Consider the following 21,962-nt stretch of genomic DNA (forward strand, 5'->3'; position numbering starts at 1 on the left):
TTCTCCTTTCCCTGGAACTCAAAGAAGTCCCGAACAATTTTTTTTCAATAATAAAGGAACAAATGGAGTCATATTTTAATTGGTATCTCGGTAAAAAAATGAGTAAGATTACTCATTGACAACAGTGCTTTTAGCTTAACTTGTGAGTAATGTCCCAGTTTAGGTAATAGCCTCACAAATTTAGCGATATCTTATGAATTTCAAGGAAGATATTCTGAAGCGGAAATACTATAGCCTTTCTCAAAAAGATGAGGTATGACTGACAGCTTATATAACCCTTAAACTAAGAGGGCCCAAGCCCAACAACGTACCTCATCTTTGTGAGAACCGCTATATATTTGCAAGTATTAGAAATAGACAAACGATCGCTCCAAAAATACCATTTTAGTTTGGCTATTTCTCTCAATAACTTGGCCGTACTGTATCGTTCTCAAGGTAGGTTCTCTGAAGCTGAACCGTTGTACTTACAAGCAGTAGAAATAGACAGGCGAGTGCTTGGAGAAGACCATCCTAGTTTAGCCACACGCCTCAATAATTTAGCTTTACTTTATAAATCTCAAGAAAGGTACTCGGAAGCGGAACCTCTATATGTACAAGCCTTAGAAATATACCGACTATCACTCCCTGAAGACCACCCTAGTTTAGCCATTGATCTCAACAATTTAGCCGAACTTTATAAATCCCAAGGAAGGTACTCGGAAGCGGAATGGCTGTATTTTGATGCAGCGGAAATTATTCGCACCAAATTGCCAGAAAATCATCCTAAAGTTCTCATGTGTTGGAAAAATTATGTTGGATTGTGTCGGGAAGGCATTAGCAAAGGAGATTTGACATATGAGAAATTGCAAGAACATCCTTTCGGGGAACAGTTATTAGCAGAACTTCAGGAATAACAGAAAATTGTATCACTTCCGGTAGTATCGGAATGATATCATAGCGATTGCGATTGCTTCGCTAAGAGCTCGCAATGACATACTTATGTATTTTCCCACTCATCTACTTACGGACTGTAACGAAGTATTCTGATGAAAATCTGCTTTCTGGACTCTTGCGTAAGTGCAGGTTAAGATGGTGGAGATATCAGTAGGAATTAATGCCAAATTGCTATGTTAGTCAAGTCGCTGTCAATTAAACCCCTCTCCAGATTATTAATGGTTTGTGTTTTTGCGATCGCCCTTCTCCTCCTGGGCCCCCATCCAGCCAAAGCCGAATCGCGAGAACAAGCCGTCGATCGATTGACAGACTTCCTATTCTACAGGGTAAATCCTCAACTAAACAATCGCAAACTCCAAACGGACGATCGCGAATATAGCAATCAATGGCAAAAATTACGCGAGGCGATCGATCCGCGAGTCAAGTCGGTACAAGAAGTCTGCTTTAGGCCCGCCCCAGGAGAGACAGGATGGGAATTCACCACAATTAACGGCGAAACTTACGAACAGACTTACGATCGCCTTGCAGATACAATTTTTTACAGCCGCCATCCTCAACGGACTGGACAGCAAATCCCCAAAAGCGATAAAATTGGCATCGGCGAATGGTCAGCAATTCGACGCGAGATGTTTCTTTCTAATTGTGGACTATAAGACTGGAGCGCATCACTATGCTAATTAAATCGCGATCGATCGAGTCAATCTCGAAGTTTTCCGCAGTGTGTATGTTAACTTTTGCCATGTTTCTCGGCCCAAATCTAGACTGTGCTACAGCGCGGGATTTAGAATCACGAACTCAAGCCGTGGATAATCTTACGGATTGGTTTTTCTACAAGGTTAATCCTCAATTAGGCGATCGCAAATTGCGATCGGACGATTCTCCTATCTACATCCGCGAATGGAATGCGATTCGCCGTACAGTCGATCGCGAAATGATTGCTACACCAGGAGATTGCGCCGGTGATGCTTTCTGGGACTTCGACTATCGTTCTCACGGGCGATCGCTTGTTAGCGGAGCCCTCGAAGAGGATCGCATTGCAGATACAATTTGGACTATCCGCGATCCATCGGGTGACAAAACTCGCGCAGATGTTTCTAAACAACAATGGAAGAAGCTGAGACAATCAATATTTAGAGAGCATTTTTGCTATTAATGTGCAACATTTGTCAGCAGAAATTCAGCAAAAAATAAAAATATAGCTCTCAGTTACAAATATTGTTAAAATATAGAATATGCACCCTAGGTTGTACATTTTTCTATCAAAAGTCAACGAAAACAGCATCTGGTTTTGGAAGAGGGCGAAGCATGACCGCCTATAAGTTATTAGTTATAATCCCATATTTTATGCGGTCATGCTTCGCCCCTACGGATATATTCGCCTTGCGCCAGATGCACCCGAAAACAGAAAACATTCTATAGAAAAATAAAAAAATAAAAAAATGGGCAGAGTTACCGCAACAATAACCGTGACCAATCACATTGATGAAATCCTGGGAGAAAGAGGGTTCATCCCCCCAGAGCAAATACGCTCTATCACCATCGATAACGTCTTAGTCGATACAGGAGCAACTCGACTCTGTTTGCCAGCAGATATTATCAGTCAGTTAGGTTTAACCCTAGTTGGTGAAATCCAAGGAAATACAGCAATAGGAGCCAGACAATTTCGTCTGTTCAAAGATGTCAGTATTGCTGTGGCTGGCAGAGAAGGCCGATATGATTGTGTAGAAATTCCCGCAGGAGAAGAACCTTTACTAGGCTTAATTCCCCTCGAAGATTTGGGTTTAGAACCGGACTTGAGAAATCAGCGGTTGATTGTTTTGCCGGCAGAGGGAATGCAAAGCTATATTCGAGTGTAGCTTTCACAGGAATTATACCAATTTAAAACATCCTTGCTACAATAATTGATGTTGAGTTTGTTTTATAAAATATTGTCTATGGTGCGTCGCTCGATAGATTTTTTGCCTCTTTTTGGATACTATCGAGGACGACACACCCTACCAATATCGTTGGTGCGTCGCTCGATAGATTGTTCGCCGGTTTTTGGATACTATCGAGGAATCCACACCCTACCAATATCGTTGCATTGGGAGCATCTCATTTTTATAAAAAGCATTTTTTTCTTATAGTGCGAGCGTCCCCACTCGCGTATCGTATAATACGTGAGCGGGGACAGCACTATTAAATGCAAAACTGAGATGCACCCGTTGCATTGATTTCTCATTCTTGGTATTAGCTATGGATATCCGTACTGAAAAGCCAGAAGATTTAGCAACTGTTCGCAATGTCAATATTGTGGCATTCGGGCGAGAAAATGAGGCAAACTTAGTCGATCGCCTGCGGGGAATTGCATCTACATTTTCCTTGGTTGCGGTACAATCGGATCGAGTAGTCGGACACATTTTCTTCAGTCCGGTTGTCATCGCAGGAGAATGTTCTAGCACTTTGTCAATTCTGGGGTTGGCGCCAGTCGCAGTTTTACCAAACTATCAGCGGCAAGGTATCGGATCGCTGCTGATCCGCGAGGGTTTAAAACAGTGCGCCCGATCGCACTTTCAGGCAGTGGTTGTGCTGGGATCTCCTGATTTCTATTCGCGTTTCGGGTTCGTTCCTGCTAGTAGCAAGATGTTGCGATGCGAATATGATGTACCTGATGAAGCTTTTATGGTGTTGGAGTTAGAAAGAGGTGCTTTGCAGGATTGCAGCGGAACGGTGAAATATCGATCGGAGTTTAGTCTGTGCGAGTAGCCAATAATACCACTTGCCTAGGTCTTAAAATTTATTTAAACGCTGCCTTTTCCCCTCTCCACCTTTGAACCGTGCAGCACAAAAGCCGGAGTCAGAGCAGATTTGCCCTTCAAAGAAACAGCTCCCAAAGCCTCGCAATCGAAGTTTAGCCCGATCGACTCAAACACCCTTTCGCCAATCAAAATTTCATTTTCCCCCGCCTTGCTCATCAGCCTAGCAGCCGTATTCACCGTATCGCCGAGGATATTAAACTCCCTGCGCCCTCGCGGTTCCCCAACCTCAGCAGCAAACACAGGGCCCCGAGACAGCCCAATTTGACAGCTTACTTTCACATTTTCACCGCCGATAACGATCGGAGGTAAACTGGCAATTAGATCCCGAATTGCGATCGCCGCACTCGCCGCGCGACGTGGATCGTCGGTATGAACGTCCGGTACACCAAAATAAATCAATATATCCGAACCGTCTAAATGCGCCGTTACTTTTTGCAAGACGCCCCCTTTCGCGGACACCACAGCATCAATTAGCGCAAACACGCGAGAACAGCCCAATACCAGATTAGCTTCCTCCGCTGGCGTTGCTTTGTCCACCAACTCCGGTAAACCGATCAAGTTGACAAACATCACCGTCGGTTCGGGAAAATCCGGCGGGATTTTCCGCCTGTCGGCATTTTCAACCAGCAGTCTCAAGATGGTTTTGGGAATATAACTAGCAAGGGGTTCAACCCGCTTCACAGCTTCCTCAATTTCGCTCACCAAACCCGATACCGTGCGATCGAGCAATATCGAACTTGGCATCCGCCGCCCAGTCAAAGTAATATCGTACTCTCCGAGTAGATCGTCCGTGAAATCATCTGCCACCAACAAATAACCGGGCTTCCACGATTCAAAACGAAATTGCTCCCCCAAAGACGAACTAGCAGTTTCAGTCAAACACACCCGCCCCACAGTCCCAGAACCCTCAGCCTGCTTGGCTTGCTGGACTGAATGCCCCAGCAGTACGTGAGCCATCCGCAGCGGTGTACCGATATCAGCACTAATATAGCGACCGCAATGGATACCCACCCGCATCCTCAAAGACAAAACACCCCGTGCCGTTTCGATATTGGCAAATTTAGCCATCGCCCGCTGCATCCGCAAACCCGCCCGCACCGCCCTAGCTGTATCCTCCTCTTGGTCAATCCCTCCCAGAAACTGCACCAGCAGCGCATCTCCTGTAAACTCCAGCAAATCCCCCCCCGACTTGCTGACGATTTCAATCATTGAGGCAAAATAGTCGTTAATCACCCCCAACAGCGTTTCAGCGCCCTTGCGCCCCTGGGCTGTGTTTGCTTCCAACAGCGACGTAAACCCAGCTAAATCTGTGAATAGCAAAGTGCCTGTTTGCCATTGGTAGCGAACCTCCCCAGGGTTGGCCGGAGATTCGGACACGGGCCTGGGCACGTAGTCGTGGAGGATGTAGCGGAGACTCCGCAGGTGCTCGAAAACCCCCATTAACGTCGCCGGCGATGGATCTACCCACGCACCAGCGTAGAGTTCAGACGAAAGGAGAGCTCGCAGTCGCAGTTCGATCGCAGCCAAGGGAGGATTGTAAGTTAATGTATTAATTTCCACCTAGTCTATTCTTAAAAAATAAGGTAAGTTCGATCGATCTCAAGCCAAAACCAATAGCTAGACCTATACCATTATCATAAGTTTCCCGTGACCCGATACCAGCCCAACTCAGAACACCGGATAGAAATTTCCCAAAGTCACAGCTTGATCGCTCCCGATTTGATCCGAGTTGCTCGATCGGCCTATGGTATGTATTTGAAAGTGCATTCCGAGCAGATGCAGCGTCCTGCCGGTGTAGTTGTCAGTCAAGGAAGCGATCGAGGTCAGCTAATTTTTGCTTCGCATCCCGTTTTGTTGCCCGGTGAACGTTTTGTTACTTTTGACGAAATTGAATCTCAAATGTATTAGGCAGTTGATAGTTGATAGTTGACAGTTGATAGTTGACAGTTGGTAATTGGTAATTGGTAATTGGTAATTGGTAATTGGTAATTGGTAATTGATAGTTGGTGATTAGTAATTGGTGATTAGTGATTGGTAACAGCTTAAAATAATAACACATCGCACAATTGGAAAAATCAGGTTCGTAGTGAGGACTTTAGTCCGCATCAAAATCAGAGAATTTGGATTAGTTACTACAAAGATGATTAGTAATTTACAGGACACAATTTAACAAATAACAACTAATAAATCCCGACATTCAACAGTCAACAGACAACTTAATGGAAATAATATTTAATTCCCTTGTCACCGCGATCGTCTTTGTCATCGGCTCAGCGATCGGCAGCTTTCTAAATGTGGTAATCTATCGGTTGCCTGCGGGTTTGTCGGTGATACATCCTCCTTCTCGCTGTCCCAAATGTTTAAATCAACTCAGAACTTACGAAAATATACCCGTGTTCGGTTGGCTGTGGCTGCGGGGACGCTGCAATCACTGTCGCAGTCGGATTTCTGCCCGCTATCCCCTGGTGGAAGCAGCTATGGGTTTACTGTTTTTGCTGATCTATTGGCGGTTTGGGGTAAGCGTCCAAACGCTGGGGTTTTGGACTTTGTTTAGCTGGCTGTTGGCTTTGTCTTTGATAGACTGCGATACAATGACTTTGCCTAATGCTTTGACTCGATCGGGTTTGATACTCGGATTGGTTTTCCAAATCGCCAAGGGTTGGTGGCCGACATTTAGCCCGATCGACTCCGTACACTATCTGGTACTAGACGGAATTTTGGGAGCAGTTGTCGGATTGTGGCTGTTTGACGCGATCGGACTTGCAGGATCGATCGGCTTCGGGCAGACTGCTATGGGTGGCGGCGATACCAAATTAGCAGCCTTGATGGGAGCTTGGCTGGGCTGGAAACTCTTGCTGCTAGCGACATTTATCGCTTGTTTAGCCGGGGCTTTGGTTGGTGGTGGGGCGATCGCGATCGGATTGCTCGATCGTCGTCAACCCATGCCCTTCGGCCCGTTTCTGGCTCTCGGTGCAGCCATTACAGCTCTCTGGGGCGAACCGATCTTATCTATTTACTTGCAGTTCTTTTTCCCGAATTAGGGTTTGCGATCTACGGTTAGGGAGCGCGATCGAACATAATATCAGTTCAACTAAATCAGCAGGAGTCCCGCGCTCTACTTCCAGGTGAGCGTCGGGAGGAATGCGCGTGAGTGAAGAGATCCGCCCCAAACCAAATCGGTAGCTTTAGAAATCGGAGGGTTCGGGGCGGTCGACTCGCTGTACAAATTATTTCTGCCACACCACTTGCTTTTGCCGTATTCACGAGATACAATATTTTCAGAGTTAGTGAAAGTAATGCCTCAAATAATCACCGCCAAGTTAAAACTCAACCTGAATGCCGAGCAAAAAGCTTTGGTGTCTCAGATTGCTTTAGCCTACCGAGATGCTTTGAACTATACTTCACAAGTCGCTTTTGATACGGGTAAAACCAGTAACGGTCTGAAGTTGCAAAAAGCCGTCTACAACGAGTTGCGAGTTCGTTTTGGACTCGGTGCTCAGATGGCTTGCAACGTACCCAGACAAGTGTCTGGAACCTACAAAACTCTTTGGACTAAGGTAAAACAATCTAACGATGCTATTGCCAAAGGTTATACCAAGAGACGGTACAAAGGGTTGGACAAACCCCCTAAATACATTTCTCGAACCTGTACCTTAAATTATCAGCGGGACTACTCTTTTAAAGCCGAACAGCAAGTGAGTATTATCACGCTGCAAGGTAGAATAGTAGTCCCGTATGATGGCTACAACAAGCATCTAGATTTGATTGCCAATGGTGCCAAGATTGGGGCAGCCAAAATCGTCTATCAGCGTTCTTCTAAGACTTACTACTTAATGGTAAGTATTGAAGTAGAAGTACCTGAAATTAACCCACTAAAAATAACCAGAGTTTCTGGTGTTGATGTGGGTATGCGCTACTTAGCAGTAGAAACAGACTTACAAAACAAGTCGAAATTCTACTCAGGAAAAGACCCGAGACACAAAGCCAACCGTTATCACAAAGCCAGACCAACTCTTCAGCGTAAAGGCACTCGTTCGGCCAAGCGCAGACTAATCGCTTTGTCAGGAAGAGAAAGACGGTTTATCGCTGACGTGAACCACCAAATTAGCAAGGAAATTGCCAAGCCTAACAGCCTGATTGGACTAGAAAACTTGACCGGAATTAGGGATAGAACTAAGTCTAAATCCGGGAAAAAGACTAGCAAGAAGCAGCGTAGATCTAATAGAAATAAGGCGAAATGGTCCTTTGCCGAATTGCACGGCTATATTGACTACAAAGCCCATCTAAATGGTTCGTTAGCAACTAAAGTTCCGGCAAATTATACATCGAAGAGTTGTCCTAAATGTGGACATACTTCGGATGCTAATAGACCTAACAAAGGGCTATTGTTTCGCTGTGAATGCTGTGGTCACGAGTTACACGCTGATTTGGTTGGTGCACGAAACATTGCAATGAGAGCGTTGCTTGTCCGGCAAGACTGGATGAGTACGGGGAGCTTGTCAGCATCCCCTAATGTATCGGGCAGTGAAACTAAAGCTGAGATTCTATCTAGGTTTTCGGAATTGCGGTGGAGTTCAGATACAAGCCCACATCATAGCGGTACCCCGCTTGATGATGGGTAGTTGACAAATTGGTAAAATTATCCCGTGTCTTGGATTACACTCAAAACCACTAGCTTTCGTTGGGAAGCCGAATTAATGCAGCAGCTCCTGGCGGCTCATCAAATCCCGGCTCGAATTGTAGACTTGGGTATAGCATCTTATTTTGGGGCTGGAAGTGCTACAGCTTTGCAAGTTCTTCCCCAACACCAGCGCACTGCGTCGCTGCTCATCAGTCCTGTTGAAGATGAGCCAGAATAAGAGTGATTAGTTATTAGTCATTAGTCATTAGTCATTAGTCAATAGTCAATAGTAGATAATTGATATCTTTGAGACGAGCATCGGAATAATAACCTTCAGAGTACAGCGCGAGCGTCCAGCAGGGGGAACGCGAGACATTCGTAGTTCAGCGCGATCGGGCAGTCTATAGTATAATTCCTCTGTAGTGCGGACTTGATATTATGACAAATGGCAATTCCCAATTACCAATTACCAATTCCCAATTCCCAATTACCAATTCCCAATTACCAACTACCAATTACCAATTCCTAAGTTTTAATGTCTCTATTTGATTGGTTTGCAAATCGACGAAAATCAGTACCGAATTCCCAAGAACGGCCGGAACGAGAAATTGCGGACGGACTTTGGAATAAATGCACAGCTTGCGATGCCCTTAGCTATACCAAAGACCTGCGAGCAAATCAAATGGTTTGCTTGGAATGCGGGCATCATATCAGAGTTTACAGTGACGATCGCATCGAGCAGTTGATCGACCCCAATACCTGGGTGCCCCTTAACGGAGGTCTGCACGCCACCGATCCGCTGAAATTTCGCGATCGCAAAAAGTATAGCGATCGACTGCGAGAATTTCAAGAAAAAACAGGCCACCTAGACGCAGTAGAAACAGGCATCGGCAAAATCGAAAATTTGCCCGTTGCCCTCGGAGTCATGGAATTTCAGTTCATCGGCGGCAGCATGGGCTCAGTTGTCGGAGAAAAACTGACTCGCCTCATCGAACACGCCACGCGGGAACGCTTACCCGTACTCATTGTCTGCGCTTCCGGCGGTGCGAGAATGCAGGAAGGAATGCTCAGCCTGATGCAAATGGCTAAAATTTCCGGGGCTCTAGAGCGTCACCGGGAAGCGAGACTGCTTTACATCCCAATTTTGACCCACCCGACCACCGGGGGCGTCACCGCCAGTTTTGCCATGTTAGGAGACATTATAATTGCAGAGCCAAAAGCTACTGTAGCCTTTACGGGCGGCCGGGTAATCGAGCAAACTCTGCGCGAAAAGCTGCCGGAAAATTATCAAACTTCCGAATACTCTTTCGCCCACGGTTTTGTAGACTTGATCGTACCCCGAACTCAATTAAAGAAAACTCTGGCTGGACTCATCAGCCTCCACCAGCCCCAGCCTTTCTTGGCAGACTCGGAATTCCCCGCCCACGATGCTACCGAAAGCCACCACGCTGTGGCGACACCGACTCACGCTTTCAAGCTTTCTCCCTAAGCTGCTGCGCCGGATGACTCCTGTGGCGAACCGATCAAAATTTTCGACCAAAGTTCAAGCCCCATAAGACACCTGTGGAGTAAATCTCAAATCGAAAAATGGAAAATCGCCCCGTCTGTTGGTGAGTCCGCCAAAGACGAAAATGTCAGAGGAATTCCCCAAAAACCGTGGTTTCTACGAAAAACATGAAGTTTGGTAGCGAGAAATGCACGCAGATACGGGGTTTTTAGTCCTGCGCGCCCAAGTCCTATTGATAATAAAGACGCGGCAATGGGATGATATTGGTTGGAAGTTGATGGAGTGGGAAGCTTGGCTGAGCAAAAATGCTTAGTGTTAATTAGTGATTAGTTAGCTGGCGATCGCACAAAATCTCAGAACAAACTATCAGGTCAGGAACTCAGGGAATCAACGCCACTGAGCTTGTAAGAAATTACAAGCTGTTCTGACCAGACCCCTCGATCGCGAGGAGACGTTATTCAGGTCACGACACTCCTTGAATGCGACGCCAGTTTTCCGCTCTGTCATCTGCAATTAAACAGTTTTAAAGTCACTGAAACAGTGTTGCAGGTCTAACAAGCCTTTATAACCAGGTCGATCTCCACAGAGGGGCAACCATACCCCTCTAACCCCGAAAGGGGATTCAAGGCGGTTGAAACCGCGCCCGTCGTTTTCCTCTCAGGTCTAAAGACTCTGAGTTTCCCACTTACCGAATATTTTTTATGACAGCTAACAGCGCTTTGTTAAATTGTCCAGCTTTCATTCAACAGCAGTCAACTCAATTCTGATCCGTCAGCGACCTGAAAATTATGGGTTTTGCAGACCTGTCCATCGCAGAAATAGCAGAAGACTTCAACGTCCCTGTTGAAGACGTGCTCCGCTTGTGTGATGAGCTGGAAATTGCCTACAAACACCCTCAAACCCGTTTGGCTTTGGAAGATGTTAAGGCAATTATGTCCGCTCTCGAAAAAAGGCGCGACTCAAAACGAATTGCAGATTAGATCGATCGCAAAATTCCTCTACCTTTAAAGGTATGGCTGCACAAACTTTCGCCAGTTGTCACCAAAGAAAGGAATTTTGAACAGAAATCTGTTTGCCAGCTATACTCTCTTAGCGTTCAATAATTTGCCGGATTTTTTTAAGGAGAACCATGCTTAAAAGATATTTCATTGCTCTGACCGCTGTATTCTTGACATTTCAGTTATTTGTCAGCAGCGCGATGGCTGTCGAACTGAGTGCTGAGCTTCGCACTGTAACTTTAAATGACAAGGGCACTCCAGTAGTGCTGAGCCTCAAACAAGTCCAGCAAGGCAAACGCCAGTTCCAAAATACTTGCGCTCAATGTCACGCTTCCGGCATGACAAAAACTGACCCCAACCTCAATTTGAGTCCCGAAACTCTAGCTTTGGCCAACCCACCCCGCAATAATATTGAGTCGCTGGTGGACTATATGAAAAATCCCACGACTTATGACGGGTTTCAAGAAATTTCGGAACTGCATCCGAGCATGAAGAGTGCCGATATTTTCGCTGAGATGAGAAATCTCTCCGATGAAGATTTGTACGCGATTGCCGGTCACATTCTGTTGCAGCCGAAAATTATCTCCCGCCAGTGGGCTGGTGGCAAAGGCGCTCGTTAATTAGTTTGAAATTTGAGATTTTGGATTTTGGATTGAGAGGGGCTGGGATTTGGCAAGGATTGCTGGCTCGCCGTTTTTCTATCGAAAATCTGAAATCTCAAATTTACTTCTAGTTGATTGATTCTCCCCAGTCGAACTCGCTGACTTGAGCTAGCGGACTGGTTGATACTGACGAAAGTCAGAGCGCAACAAAAAAAATTCGATTGTACGAGCAAATGTTAGTGGATTATTGACTTTTCTACGCCTTTATGATGCATCGTGGTGTTTTTCTCTGCTTTCTGTTGGGGATGTTAATTATTTTGCCGCTCCTGCTGCTGGCTCCTCAACCTGTTTTGGCTGCTGGCGATTCTTATGTAACTCGCTATTTGAAAGTTAGCGAACCTGTACCACTGGAATTGGACACGGAGGGACACACTCGGTTGTTTTCAGCTCAGGATTTGTCTGTCGGCAAGGTTTTGTTCGAGCAAAATTGCATGAATTGCCACGTCGGAGGAGCAACTTTGCCCGATCCGATGATCTCTCTGTCTTTGGCAGATCTCCAGGGGGCAACGCCTCCTCGCAGCAACATCAATGGTTTGGTGTCATATCTGAGAGAGCCGATGACTTATGACGGCAGTGAGGAAACTTTTTGGTGCCGCCAAGTACCCGAAAGCTGGATGCCACAGACTGAGGTTGAAAATTTGGCTGCTTTTGTGATCCGGGCGGCTCAGAAAGCTCCAGGCTGGGGCGTGGATAATTTTGAGAGTTGAACTGCCACTGCCAAAAAGTGGTAAATTACTCGGGAGAAAGCAATCGTGCGTGTAGTCGCGATCGCGCCTGTTAAAACAGGTAAAATAACTAAAGAATCACCCTTTGTCTGTCCATTAGAGGAGAACTGCGTTGAAAAGACTCTTATCGATCGCCTTGTTAGCGTTCACAATTTTCACTTTCGGCTTCGGCAGCCCTGCTCTGGCTGGAGATGCTGTTAAAGGATCTAAAATCTTCAGCAACAACTGTTCTGCTTGTCACATCGGTGGCGGGAACGTCGTTATGGCAATGAAAACCTTGAAAAAAGGCGCTCTTGAGAAGTATGGCATGAATTCTATCGAAGCTATTACGACTCAGGTAACTAAGGGCAAAAATGCTATGCCTGCTTTTGGTGGCCGCTTGAAGCCAGACCAAATCGAGGATGTAGCAACCTACGTGCTCGAACAATCTGAGAAAGACTGGAAAGGCTAAACTGCCTCTTTGAAGTCGGACAACCTGGGCGGACTTGATTTAATTTAAAACTTGTCTTCCCGATCGCACCCTCTCTCTCCCTTTGGTAAATAAATCTCGGTTTGCAGCGATCTTAACCTATTTGGGAAAGCCCGCCACAAATCAGATTTTTATTAGCCCAAGGGCGGGGGAGGGAATTTTATTTTAGATTTTAAATTTTAGATTTTAGATTGAAGATTTTTTAGATTTTAGATTGAAGATTTTACATAGCTGATTTTGTATAAATTGTCAAGCACATGACATTAATATTTCTTACGAATGGGGACAAGAAACCCCCTTTACGATCTCAGAGACGTAGGGTGCGTCGCTACGAAGAATTCTCGCCCTCCACCGGGCTGCCAGTCAACGACGCACCCTACAATTTATAACGGGGATGAATAACCCGGATTTGGTATTACTAAATGCTGACTTTGGATAAATTGTCAAGCACTTTACATTAAGATTTATTATTGCTGTGGTTCATCAATGAAAAGTGTGTGCTAGGATTTAAAACCTTATTAGAAAAGCCTTGAAATCAAAATTAAAGTCGATCGCGAAAGTGGACTCTACATCAACCATGAACGTAAAAACATCAGCAAAAGTTAAAAATCAAGTCAAAACTCTCGGAGACGCAGCCTCTGGTGCGATCGAGAAATATTTCCGCAAAGCAGTAGCGCACGAGGCTGAAGTTCTCAAAGACAAAGATGCAGAAGAACTTCATCAAATGCGAGTCGGAATGCGGCGTTTGCGATCGGCTGTAACGGGTTTTGCTCCCGTTTTAGACTTGCCAAAAGCAGCTTCTGAATGCAAAATTGGTAAGGTGGGTCGGATTCTGGGAACGCTCAGAGATTTGGATGTGATGCTCGAAAGTCTCCAAAACGGCTATTACCCGAATTTGCCGGCTGACGAACAGGAAGTTTTGGATGAGGCTTTGTTGAGTTTGCTCAAACAGCGCCGTCGGGCTTTGAAAGCGGTGAGGGCTGTTTTGGAACACAAAAGTTACCAGTCGCTGAAAGAGTCGATCGAGAATTGGGTAGAAAAACCGCAGTTTCGGGCGATCGAACATTTGCCAATTGCTGAGGTTTTGCCGGATTTGCTGTTACCTCAAGTCAGCGAATTTTTCCTGCATCCGGCTTGGCTGCTGGGCACCGAATATCAGGATGGCAAAGTTAAAGTTGCTGATGATTTGACTGCTGAGGCTGTGGAAGAAAAGCTAGCAGCGGAGGGAACAATTCTGCACGATTTGCGGAAGCAAGCTAAGCGGGTTCGCTATTTGATGAATCTGTTTGGCGATTTTTACGGGGAGACTTATGAAGCTTATGTCGAAGATGTAAAAGCTGTTCAGGAATGTTTGGGCGATATTCAAGACTGTGAAGTTTTAGGGGAGTTTCTGACAGATTTTGTCGATCGCGATTTGCAAAAAGAGTTGCCGAAACTGGCTGGTTTGTTCGCAGAAAAACGCTACGGGGCTTGGCAAAAATGGCAGGTTTTGCAGCGCAAGTATTTGAAATCGGAAATTAGGCAAGATTTGCGATCGACCTTAATTCATCCTGTGGTTGATGATGCTGCTAAGGTGCATTCGCCACACCCAAATTAGGTTTTTTGCTTGCAGACAGCGGGGATTAGAAGCCGGACACGGCATTACCGTGTCCCTACAAATATGACCTAAAATAACAGATATTCCTAGGGAAACGGCACTGCCGTGTCCTTCATCGTGTAACTCAAGAAAGGGCGATCGCTCTTGCGGATGAAGTTAAAGAAAGGGCGATCGAACTTGAATGCTAACTCAGTTAAGAGGAGATATCTGTGAGGAAGCACTGTTAAGGATTACCTCAGCAATGTCTTGACGTGTAGCACCAAAGGTGAGCAAAGTGCGAACAAGAAGATCGAGGGAAGCGGAAGGATCGCCAGATTCCATTTTAGCAACCCTTGACTGGCTAGACTTAATTCTTTGGGCAAGCTCGTGCTGCGTCATCTGTTGGCTAATCCGGTTTTGCTTGATGGCTTTACTAAGTGCAAGTTTCATTTCGATGAATGCTGTTTCTTCTGGCGAAAGTCCGAGAAATTCCTCTACAGTGCCAATAGTCCATCCGGCTGCTTCTAAGCGTTGGCGTTTAGCTCGATCCATAAAAATACCTTCCCGATATCAATTCAAATTAGGTCGTATTGTTTCAGTCATATTGTTTCAATCGTTTTTTACATTTTTATATTATAAATTTCGGTGTTTTTTTTGTGTTTTTGTTAAAGACATCTAAGAGAATAATAGCATCTACATCAATTCGATAAATGATGCGCCAATCCTTGCTTTGCTTGTCTCTGAATCGCTTATACGCAGCTCGTGACAACGCTCTCCGATGCTTGGCATAGGACGAGATAATGGCATGGATAGGTTTTCGCCATCCTGTAGCTTTCGGAGCAGAAATCCGGCTTGAATACGCGCATCAGTAGAAAAGGGGGGTGTTTTTACTTCACCACTAAGCCAGACAATGGGTTTACTTTCTGAATCTACCATCTATAGTTTAGGTTGTTTTAGATTAAATGTCAAATCAGACATAGTGGCAATATACCCGATATCATCAAAGATTGTCAAAGCCGTAAAAATCGCCTATAGTGTTGGATCGACATAGTTAGGAATACTCAAAAAAAGAGCGATCGCACTTTAGTCAAGAAAGGGCGATCGCCCGATTTGCCAAAATAATGATTAGAGTGAAAACTAAGTAAGCATCGTAAAAAATATGCCTCGTATCTTTACAACAATGTATCTTTACAACAATCGTTTATTGGGGAAAAGATATTTATGTGGCAGAATGCCCTGAAGTGGGAACAGCTAGCCCGGGTGAAACTATTGAAGAAGCGATCGCCAATCTGAAAGAAGCAACAGAACTCTATTTAGACGAATTCTCTTCATGTCAGATTTGTTATTTCCTACCTTCCTAGCATACCTGGGATTGTATTGCTTTGCAAGCTCTTAAATCAAATTTTTCCAGTTTCCAAGGGTATTTTTTTCGGACAAATATCATCATCGTACCAACCAGTCAAAGCCACCGCCAAAGCATCTGCCGCATCATCAGGTTTCGGAATATAACCCAACTCCAACTCCCGCGCCACAGCCTCTTGAACTTCCGATTTATCAGCATTGCCGCGACCAGTCAAAGCTTGCTTAATTTGAGCAGGTGTAAACTCAAACAGTGGCACTCCGCACTGAGCCAATACTAGCGTCAAAACGCCCCGTGCTTGGGCTACAAGTATGGTATTTCCCATTTTGTAAAAAAACAGTTTTTCGGCAATTGCCAAATCTGGTTTTACTTCATCAATTACCGTGTGCAAATCTTCGTAAATTGTTTTTAGGCGCTGTCCCATTTCCTGCTTAGGCGTTGTTTTAATCACGCCGCAATCAATCAGGGAAACGCTATTTTCGTCTTGTTTGCCGGGGATAATATGACAAGAAATTGCGCCGTAGCCAAGATTTGCCAAGCCCGGATCTAATCCTAAAATTCTTGTCTTCATTCACAATTATTTATTTTTTGTCTCGTGTTAAACCCGATTAATTACACCCGAAAACCTTGCGTAAAGATTCTCGGTTTCAATTATTATATCCTTCAATATAAAGTCCGGCAATCTGTTTAAATTATACAACAAAATTCTTGATTGCGACGATAGTTTTATGCTTTTATTGGACAATATATTGGATTAATATAATACGATCAATGATAGTATTCACAATTTTACTTCTTTATTTAAATACTACAAAGCAAAAATAAGCGTCGATTCATAGGAGACTTTATGGCATTATACTTACATTGTAATGCCAGAATGCAGCCAACTGCAATCTTAATCTGTAATGCTAATATATCGAGGCTGATTCTTGATTCGCTCTATCCAAGTTTGAATTGCCGGAAACCCCGTCAAATCAAATCCGCCTTCGGCAGCAACGTGAGTGTAAGCAAATAAACCGATATCAGCAATAGAATAGCGATCGCCCACAAAAAACTCATTTTTTTCTAAATGCTGTTCCATCACCCCCAAAGCAGCATAACCCGGTGCTTGTTTCTGTTGCAGTGCTGCTTGATATTCCTCAGCTTTCCCTGTCAAATACCAAAAACGAGAAGTTGCAATAAAAGGTTCGTGACTGTACTGTTCAAAAAACAACCACTGCATGACTTGAGCGCGTTCAAATTTATCGCTGGGGAAAAACTCAGTTTCTTCGCTCAAGTAAAACATAATTGCATTCGATTCAAAGAGAAATTTACCCGGTACAATCTCTAAAACCGGAATGCGGCCATTGGGATTTTTGACCAAAAATTCGGGTGTGCGACTTTCTTTTTGGAGAATATTAATTTCTGTGCGATCGAAGGGAATATTGAGCTGAGTTAAGAGCAAGCGAACTTTATAGCAATTTCCCGAAGGGGAATATTCGTAGAGTTTGAACATAAGTATTCTTGTTTTGAACTAACCGCAGATTAGACAGACGAAGAGAAGCAGAAAAAAGAAAGAGAGAGAGATTAATATATCCGACAAGGATTGCGATATATAGCCTTTCTCAGAAAGATGAGGTATGATTATAAATGGAGTTTTTGATGCGACCTCGCTTACTATATAATAAATATAAGAGGGCTGAAGCCCAACAACGTACCTTACTTTTTTGAGAACCGCTATATCATTCATACTGCTTTCAAGCTTGATATCATATGTCGCTGGAGTAACTTACCAACAATGGCTATACCCCGTTCAATTTCTTCAGGCAAAAGAGAGAAATTCAATCGCATTGCTGGATAGCCTTTGCGATCGGGAAAAAATGCTGTACCGCAAGCAATCAAAATACCCTGAGATAAAGCCTCTTGACAAATTTTTTGCACTGACAGGCAATTCGGTAAATGCACCCATAAAAACAATCCACCTTCAGGCACTGTCCAACTTGCTTCCTGGGGAAAGTAACGCTCCAAAGCTTGCAGCATGGCATTTCGACTCTGCAAGTTTTGCATCCGAATCTGATTCAAATGTCGGCGGTAATGACCGGAAGCCAGATATTCACTAACTATAGCCTGAGAAATAGTTGATACGTGAAAATCGTGCAATAATTTTTGTCTCATAATCGCCTGATAGTTGACATCTGGAACGATAATCCAACCAACTCGCAGACCTGGGATTAGAGTTTTCGAGAAAGTCCCAATATATGTTACCAGGTTTTGCTGGTCAAAGGCTTTGATAGGCGCAGGAACAGGCTGAAAATTTAGTCCTTCGTAAGCGTTATCTTCTAAAATGGCACATTCATATTGACTGGCTAATGCTAATAACTGCTGGCGATGAGTTTGAGAAGTTGTCAGCCCAGTAGGATTGTGCAGCGTGCTGATCGTGTAAATTAATTTAGGGCGGTGAGTCTGGAGACAAGATTCTAGGATAGCTAAATTCATCCCTTCTCCAGTCATGGGAATGCCGACAATTTTAGCTCCTATATCTTCTAAAATAGCAAGTGCTCCGTGATAAGTTGGTGCTTCTACAATTACCCGATCGCCAGCTTGGACATAGTGACGCATCGCTAAAGACAATCCCTGCTGAGATCCGTTAGTCAGAATCAATTGTTCTGGAGCAATATCGAGTCCTTGTTGCACCAACATTTGAGCAATTTGTTGCTGCAAAATCGGCTGTCCCCCAGGAAAACCGTATCTGAAGAGTGTATCTCCGGCTTCGGTGACGGCTCGTCTGGCGATTTTTTGCAAGTCTTGCAATCCCCAAGGACGGGGAAAACCCGAGCTAAAGTCAGTAATTCCTGTTTGCGATTGTACCTGAATCGAAGCCAAGAAGCGATCGCAAAAACCGCCTCCATCTTTGTCTGGGACGATCGCATCTTGAAGCGACGGAAAAGCTGTTCCCAGTCTCGGGGTAGGCACTGTTTGATGGCTGACAAAGTATCCTGAGCCTTGGCGAGCATAAATCAAGCTATCTGCTTCTAAAACGCTGTAAGCTTCAATGACTGTCAATCGGGCCACTTGCAAGGTGTTAGCTAGCGATCGAATTGAAGGCAAGCGTTGTCCAGGTGGTAATGTCCCAGACTGGATCAGTCGTCTGAGGCGATCGCGAATCTGCAAGTAAATCGGTTTGGGAGATTGTCTGTCTAGGGGTATTTTCACAGCACGTATTCGCTCGTGACACTACAGGGCGATCGCAATTTTCAATTCAATGAAATACAAGACACCGCTCTGCCGTGTCCTAACCGAAAACCGCTATAGCCACACTATAAGCGATTACTCTGTCCAATGGCCCAGTACAGTTTTCAGATATTTTACCAAAACAGTTGGTGGATTGAGCAACTGTACCGATCAAAGTTTCCCAAACCGTATCTTCACAGATTCCAGTTTTTTGATTAAAGTGAATTAATACTTCTATTTGAGAGCAAAATGCTTTTGTAAAAATCGTTTTTTAGGAGTGCGAGTTTAAGAGTTCGCTTGCTCATCTAGCAAGTTGGTTGTGGGAACACAACCTTAGGGATAATTTGCAGTTTTCAAGGAACTTATAGCCCTTCTCAGATAGGTGAGGTATGTTGTTGGGCTTCAGCCCTCTTTGTCTAAGCGGTTATATAAGCTGTCAGTCATACTTCATCTTTTTGAGAAAGGCTATATTTAACCCGTTCCTAGGATATTGAGGGAAAATTTGTGACTTTTTGATTGTTAATTATCAAGGAGATGCTATGCTTCAAAGATATTCCGAATGTGCAGCGCCAGATCGCATAATCCTCATGAAAAACGAGGTGTACAGGTTGCCTCAAAATCATCAAGAAATTCAAGTCTTGTCAGGAATTGCTTGGATCACACTTGACAAACAGGACATCATCTTGCACAGTCCAGAAAAATCATCGCTTCCACCGAGCAAAAACTTTGCTGTCATCTCCGCTCTCAACAATATGCCACTGATTTTGGCAGTCTGTTCAACAGTTGACAGTTGACAGTTGACAGTTGACAGTTTGAGAGCGACATCTACCCTTAAGTCCGAGTATTGGAGTAATGAATAGTCTGATTTTAAGGGAGCATCCCAATTTGGTAAAAAGCGTTTTTTACACAGTGCGAGCGTCTCGCTCGTGGCAGGGTTCGCGAGCGAGACGCTCGCACTGCTGCGATCCAAATATACTATTCTGATGCAACTGTCCGCCATCTGAAAGCAAAAATGGGATGCTCCCGATTTTAATTTCTTCTTACGCCTCTGCACTTTGTTAAAAAAACAAGTCTACTTCACAGGTAAAAAATGAAACTACACTGGAAACATCTTCAATTCGATCGAGAAACAATCGGGCTAATTTACGGTTTCCTAGGCGTAGTTGGATTCAGCTTAACACTGCCAGCAACCAGAGCCGCAGTGCAGGATTTAGACCCTATTTTTGTAGGCTTAGGACGCGGATTAGTAGCAGCTATACTAGCAGCAGTTACTTTAAAAATAACACATCAGGCTATTCCCTCTAAACGGCAATTGTGGAGTTTATTAGTTGTCGGATTGGGAGTGGTTGTCGGATTTCCGCTATTATCAGCCTGGGCAATGCAGCGAGTACCTGCCGCCCACGGTGCTGTAGTATTGGGAATCTTGCCATTGACAACAGCAATAGGGGGAGTTTTGCGATCGGGCGATCGGCCATCTTCTCGGTTTTGGGTTGCTAGTATCGCCGGAAGTTTAACCGTTGTTTGTTTTGGAATTATTAGTGGTGCAGGGCAACTCCAAACCGCAGATTTAGCTTTATTTGCATCAGTCATTGCTGCTGCTTTTGGTTATGCCGAAGGTGGGCGATTAGCTAAAACTTTAGGTGGATGGCAAGTTATCTGTTGGGCATTGATAGTTATCGCTCCCTTCGAGGTTTTGCCGACAATATTTGTGGTTTTAAAACAAGGATTAGTCGCTGCACCGACGGCGTGGTTGGGTTTTGCCTATGTGAGTTTTGTCAGTCAATTTGTAGCATTTTTTGCCTGGTATGAGGGGATGGCCATTGGCGGAGTTGCCAGGGTAGGGCAAATTCAGCTATTGCAACCATTTTTGACTATTCTGGCATCCGCTATTTTGCTTGGTGAAACTGTTAAGCCGATCGCCCTAGGCAGCGCTTGTTTAGTGGTAGCCTGCGTCGCAGCGGGTAAAAAAGCATCAATTAAGCAGGCAGCAAATTTGTGATGTGCAGGAAATTTGCGTGGGGCGCGATCGTTTAACTCATAACACAAATTAGACGATTTAGGCAAGATTCGTCAACTGTTGTTTGCTAAGATGATTTTTGTTTGTTTTGGCGATCGGCAAAACCAGCAACTTCAGCCAGCGTATAAAGTGGCCTGCCCTTCACCTCCTCATAAATCCGCCCAATATACTGGCCCAAAATCCCAATACTGACCAACTGCACCGCACCCAAAAAGAAAACCGCCATAATTATAATTGTCAAACCACTTAATGCCGCACCCGGAGAGAAAAGACGCCAGTACAAAACCAGAAAAGCCATTAAAACAGACACCAAAGCCGAAAATAAACCCAAATAAATCGACAGTTGCAAAGGAACCTTTGAAAAAGAGACTAAACCGTTCATCGCCAAAGCAAAAGATTTGCTGAAGGTATACTTAACATCGCCAGCAAAACGCGGATCTCGTTCAAACTTAACCGCAGTTTGTTTGAAACCAATCCAAGCCCGCAGTCCCCGAATGTAGCGATTGCGTTCTGGCATAGCATTGAGCACATCCACTACACACCGATCCATCAAACAAAAATCCCCCGTATCTATGGGAATATCAACATCAGCAAGATTCCGCAAAATGCGATAATACATATAAGCAGGCAACCGCTTAAACCAACCTTCTTGACGGCGTTGAGTGCGCTGAGCGTAAACAACTTGATACCCGAGACGCCACTGTTCTACCATATCTAGAATTAGCTCTGGCGGGTCTTGCAAATCGCCGTCCATGATGACTACAACTTGACCGCTAGAAAAATTTAATCCAGCAGTTACAGCTATTTGGTGACCGAAATTGCGCGCCAAACTGAGGTAACAAATTCGCGAGTCTTGTTCGTGCAATTCTCGCAAAATTTCCAGAGAGCGATCGCGGCTGCCATCATTGATTAAAATTAATTCTACAGCGCCGTCCATTCGATCCATCACAGCACTAATTCGTCGGTACAATTCTGGGAGATTTTCTTCTTCATTATAGATGGGAATTATCAAGGAATACTTAGGTATATTGTTCATCTCAGTTTGTGTTGTAAAATCTGGTGTCAACGGTTAAATCAAATAAATCA

At 44.5% G+C, this 21,962-nt stretch carries 26 protein-coding genes; 19 read left to right on the forward strand and 7 right to left on the reverse strand.

Annotation, left to right across the window (positions count from 1 at the left end; all coding sequences use genetic code 11):
• The first annotated feature begins 320 nt into the window (after positions 1-320).
• From JGK36_RS29675 to JGK36_RS29695, 5 genes are all read left to right on the forward strand, one after another.
• The gene (locus JGK36_RS29675; protein WP_293198906.1) at positions 321-893 is read left to right on the forward strand and encodes a tetratricopeptide repeat protein; all 573 of its coding nucleotides are present in this window, start codon (positions 321-323) and stop codon (positions 891-893) included.
• A gap of 213 nt (positions 894-1,106) precedes the next feature.
• Positions 1,107-1,586 carry a hypothetical protein gene (locus JGK36_RS29680; RefSeq protein ID WP_293192700.1) on the forward strand — a complete coding sequence of 160 codons (480 nt, stop codon included), beginning with the start codon at positions 1,107-1,109 and terminating at the stop codon, positions 1,584-1,586.
• A gap of 17 nt (positions 1,587-1,603) precedes the next feature.
• On the forward strand, positions 1,604-2,086 hold the full coding sequence (locus tag JGK36_RS29685; RefSeq protein ID WP_293198907.1) for a hypothetical protein: 483 nt from the start codon (positions 1,604-1,606) through the stop codon (positions 2,084-2,086).
• A 286-nt stretch (positions 2,087-2,372) separates the two neighbouring features.
• Positions 2,373-2,789 carry an aspartyl protease family protein gene (locus JGK36_RS29690; RefSeq protein WP_293192696.1) on the forward strand — a complete coding sequence of 139 codons (417 nt, stop codon included), beginning with the start codon at positions 2,373-2,375 and terminating at the stop codon, positions 2,787-2,789.
• 379 nt (positions 2,790-3,168) lie between these two features.
• Positions 3,169-3,678: a GNAT family N-acetyltransferase gene (locus tag JGK36_RS29695; RefSeq protein WP_293192693.1), complete on the forward strand. Its 510-nt coding sequence runs from the start codon at positions 3,169-3,171 to the stop codon at positions 3,676-3,678.
• A gap of 35 nt (positions 3,679-3,713) precedes the next feature.
• Here JGK36_RS29695 and JGK36_RS29700 read toward each other — a convergent pair whose 3' ends face one another.
• Positions 3,714-5,291, reverse strand: a complete 1,578-nt coding sequence (locus JGK36_RS29700; RefSeq protein ID WP_293186222.1) for an adenylate/guanylate cyclase domain-containing protein — start codon at positions 5,289-5,291, stop codon at positions 3,714-3,716.
• 87 nt (positions 5,292-5,378) lie between these two features.
• Between JGK36_RS29700 and JGK36_RS29705 the strand changes: the two genes are divergently transcribed.
• The 11 genes from JGK36_RS29705 to JGK36_RS29755 all read left to right on the forward strand — a co-directional run bounded on the left by JGK36_RS29705 (position 5,379) and on the right by JGK36_RS29755 (position 14,310).
• A complete protein-coding gene (locus JGK36_RS29705; RefSeq protein ID WP_293186221.1) occupies positions 5,379-5,639 on the forward strand; it encodes a hypothetical protein in 261 nt (86 codons plus the stop codon).
• A 311-nt stretch (positions 5,640-5,950) separates the two neighbouring features.
• Positions 5,951-6,772: an A24 family peptidase gene (locus JGK36_RS29710; protein WP_293198908.1), complete on the forward strand. Its 822-nt coding sequence runs from the start codon at positions 5,951-5,953 to the stop codon at positions 6,770-6,772.
• Between the two features lie 255 nt (positions 6,773-7,027).
• Complete coding sequence (locus tag JGK36_RS29715; RefSeq protein ID WP_293198909.1) at positions 7,028-8,353, forward strand: transposase; 1,326 nt, start codon at positions 7,028-7,030, stop codon at positions 8,351-8,353.
• Between the two features lie 24 nt (positions 8,354-8,377).
• Entirely contained in the window at positions 8,378-8,590 is a 213-nt protein-coding gene (locus tag JGK36_RS29720; protein WP_293186213.1) for a hypothetical protein, read from the forward strand.
• 297 nt (positions 8,591-8,887) lie between these two features.
• Positions 8,888-9,841 (forward strand): acetyl-CoA carboxylase, carboxyltransferase subunit beta, encoded by a 954-nt coding sequence (accD, locus tag JGK36_RS29725; protein WP_293186211.1) that lies wholly within the window; start codon positions 8,888-8,890, stop codon positions 9,839-9,841.
• Positions 9,842-10,046: 205 nt separating this feature from the next.
• Positions 10,047-10,172: a hypothetical protein gene (locus tag JGK36_RS29730; RefSeq protein WP_293198911.1), complete on the forward strand. Its 126-nt coding sequence runs from the start codon at positions 10,047-10,049 to the stop codon at positions 10,170-10,172.
• A gap of 475 nt (positions 10,173-10,647) precedes the next feature.
• Positions 10,648-10,839, forward strand: coding sequence for a translation initiation factor IF-2 (locus JGK36_RS29735; RefSeq protein WP_293156461.1), 192 nt, complete (start codon positions 10,648-10,650; stop codon positions 10,837-10,839).
• A gap of 149 nt (positions 10,840-10,988) precedes the next feature.
• Positions 10,989-11,477 (forward strand): photosystem II cytochrome c-550, encoded by a 489-nt coding sequence (gene psbV, locus JGK36_RS29740; protein WP_293186209.1) that lies wholly within the window; start codon positions 10,989-10,991, stop codon positions 11,475-11,477.
• Positions 11,478-11,725: 248 nt separating this feature from the next.
• Positions 11,726-12,226, forward strand: coding sequence for a photosystem II cytochrome PsbV2 (psbV2, locus tag JGK36_RS29745; RefSeq protein ID WP_293186207.1), 501 nt, complete (start codon positions 11,726-11,728; stop codon positions 12,224-12,226).
• Between the two features lie 130 nt (positions 12,227-12,356).
• Complete coding sequence (gene petJ, locus JGK36_RS29750) at positions 12,357-12,695, forward strand: cytochrome c6 PetJ (protein ID WP_293186205.1); 339 nt, start codon at positions 12,357-12,359, stop codon at positions 12,693-12,695.
• 595 nt (positions 12,696-13,290) lie between these two features.
• The gene (locus JGK36_RS29755; protein WP_293198927.1) at positions 13,291-14,310 is read left to right on the forward strand and encodes a CHAD domain-containing protein; all 1,020 of its coding nucleotides are present in this window, start codon (positions 13,291-13,293) and stop codon (positions 14,308-14,310) included.
• A gap of 189 nt (positions 14,311-14,499) precedes the next feature.
• Here the strand turns inward: JGK36_RS29755 and JGK36_RS29760 are convergent, their stop codons facing one another.
• Positions 14,500-14,841 (reverse strand): helix-turn-helix transcriptional regulator, encoded by a 342-nt coding sequence (locus JGK36_RS29760; RefSeq protein WP_293198913.1) that lies wholly within the window; start codon positions 14,839-14,841, stop codon positions 14,500-14,502.
• A 76-nt stretch (positions 14,842-14,917) separates the two neighbouring features.
• Positions 14,918-15,058: a type II toxin-antitoxin system RelE/ParE family toxin gene (locus JGK36_RS34030; protein WP_366039033.1), complete on the reverse strand. Its 141-nt coding sequence runs from the start codon at positions 15,056-15,058 to the stop codon at positions 14,918-14,920.
• A gap of 454 nt (positions 15,059-15,512) precedes the next feature.
• Between JGK36_RS34030 and JGK36_RS29765 the strand changes: the two genes are divergently transcribed.
• Positions 15,513-15,650, forward strand: coding sequence for a hypothetical protein (locus tag JGK36_RS29765; protein ID WP_293198915.1), 138 nt, complete (start codon positions 15,513-15,515; stop codon positions 15,648-15,650).
• Between the two features lie 36 nt (positions 15,651-15,686).
• On the opposite strand, the gene ruvC is transcribed toward JGK36_RS29765, so the two are convergent.
• From ruvC to JGK36_RS29780, 3 genes are all read right to left on the reverse strand, one after another.
• Positions 15,687-16,220: a crossover junction endodeoxyribonuclease RuvC gene (gene ruvC, locus JGK36_RS29770; protein WP_293186193.1), complete on the reverse strand. Its 534-nt coding sequence runs from the start codon at positions 16,218-16,220 to the stop codon at positions 15,687-15,689.
• 324 nt (positions 16,221-16,544) lie between these two features.
• The gene (locus JGK36_RS29775; protein WP_293198916.1) at positions 16,545-17,144 is read right to left on the reverse strand and encodes a glutathione S-transferase family protein; all 600 of its coding nucleotides are present in this window, start codon (positions 17,142-17,144) and stop codon (positions 16,545-16,547) included.
• A 230-nt stretch (positions 17,145-17,374) separates the two neighbouring features.
• Positions 17,375-18,841, reverse strand: a complete 1,467-nt coding sequence (locus JGK36_RS29780; RefSeq protein WP_293192669.1) for a PLP-dependent aminotransferase family protein — start codon at positions 18,839-18,841, stop codon at positions 17,375-17,377.
• Positions 18,842-19,398: 557 nt separating this feature from the next.
• Between JGK36_RS29780 and JGK36_RS29785 the strand changes: the two genes are divergently transcribed.
• Positions 19,399-19,653: a hypothetical protein gene (locus JGK36_RS29785; protein WP_293198918.1), complete on the forward strand. Its 255-nt coding sequence runs from the start codon at positions 19,399-19,401 to the stop codon at positions 19,651-19,653.
• A 296-nt stretch (positions 19,654-19,949) separates the two neighbouring features.
• The gene (locus JGK36_RS29790) at positions 19,950-20,858 is read left to right on the forward strand and encodes a DMT family transporter (protein ID WP_293186187.1); all 909 of its coding nucleotides are present in this window, start codon (positions 19,950-19,952) and stop codon (positions 20,856-20,858) included.
• An 85-nt stretch (positions 20,859-20,943) separates the two neighbouring features.
• On the opposite strand, the gene JGK36_RS29795 is transcribed toward JGK36_RS29790, so the two are convergent.
• Positions 20,944-21,912, reverse strand: a complete 969-nt coding sequence (locus JGK36_RS29795) for a glycosyltransferase family 2 protein (protein ID WP_293186186.1) — start codon at positions 21,910-21,912, stop codon at positions 20,944-20,946.
• Positions 21,913-21,962: the final 50 nt, after the last annotated feature.

The organism is Microcoleus sp. PH2017_35_SFW_U_B, assembly GCF_020737865.1.
In the GTDB taxonomy this organism is placed as follows: domain Bacteria; phylum Cyanobacteriota; class Cyanobacteriia; order Cyanobacteriales; family Microcoleaceae; genus Microcoleus.